Source organism: Haloarchaeobius iranensis, from assembly GCF_900103505.1.
GTDB classification, from domain to species: Archaea; Halobacteriota; Halobacteria; order Halobacteriales; family Natrialbaceae; genus Haloarchaeobius; species Haloarchaeobius iranensis.
The window spans coordinates 1-1161 of sequence record NZ_FNIA01000072.1 but is presented as its reverse complement, the minus strand read 5'-3'; the positions used below and the strand labels follow the sequence as shown (position 1 = coordinate 1161).

1 protein-coding gene is annotated in these 1161 nt (G+C 59.4%); it reads left to right on the top strand.

Going from position 1 to position 1161, the window contains the following annotated elements:
- The first annotated feature begins 57 nt into the window (after positions 1-57).
- Positions 58-1041, top strand: coding sequence for a HEAT repeat domain-containing protein (locus BLT27_RS18955; protein ID WP_089736697.1), 984 nt, complete (start codon positions 58-60; stop codon positions 1039-1041).
- The last annotated feature ends 120 nt before the right edge of the window (positions 1042-1161 follow it).

The following is a 1161-nucleotide window of genomic DNA, read 5'->3' as shown; positions in this document are numbered from 1 at the left end:
GTTTCGTGAAATTGTGCTCGCCGCCGCAGTCTACAACGTCGAACAAGCCGTGAAACAGTGAATCCCGTCGCCCTCTGCGGATTCAATGAAGCCGTGCTAAACAAGTTGGACGAGACTGGAAGGGCGGCGATGCTCGCGGCAGCGATCGTGCGCGAGCTGTCGAGTGATAATCCCGTCGCAAGCCTGGGAAGCGACGACCCGTTGACCCGACGACAGTCAGCTCGGTACCTCGGTATCGAGGGAGTACCGGAGACAATCTCGCCGGTAATCGTCGAGGCGCTTGTAGACGGGGATCCACACATCCGGGCTGGTGTCACCTGGGGCCTGTTCAAGCGCGTCTGGTTGCAGTTCGACCGGTCCGCAGTGGTGACTGGGGACGTCTCCGCATCAACGGTGTTCGAGCAATTGACGATCGCTCTCGACGATGCCGATTCACGGGTTCGGGCAGGCGCAATCCCAGCAGTGGCACTACTCGCGTTCCACCACGAAATCGGGGAGGAGGCAGTCGCACTGTCGGCGCTTGCCGATGGGTTGGCTGACCAGACGCTCGTCCGGCAGCCGACCGAGTGGCTCCTTGGAACCTACATCTGGAAGTGCGAGGGGACACCGTCATCGCTGGCACCGCTGACAGCAGCCGCGATCGCGGAGCTCGGTGACGAGGTTGACAACATCGCCGACGGCGACGATTTGTTTGAAGGTGCGGTACTCGATGCAGCGATACAGCAACTTGACGACGAAGGATTGGACATCGCAGCTGCTGACACCGAGACGATTACTGCAGTCGCGAGGAAGTCGGACGGACCGTTCGACCGTGCTGGCCGTCTGAGCGAACTATTGCTCGACCGTCTTGCAGCAGATCCTCGCGGGGTCACCGAGGCGTTGGTCTCGATTGCCGACTCTAGCTCGACAATTCTCGACAATTCTCGACGAAGCTGTGTCGGAGCTGGTTGCGTTGGCCGACGCCGATTTCCGAGCCGTAGCCGAAGCTCTCGCGTTGGTTGCGAGCGAATACCCTACAGTTGTCCTCGAACAGTGGGCTAGCGTCCGAACTGTTCTTTCGTTTGAGGGGCTGTGTTGAATCACTAGACGGCGTCGAGATGGGTCGCTAAATCAAAGGAGTTGAAGCGGAGAGATTCGGTTACCTATGACACAAATCTCCCG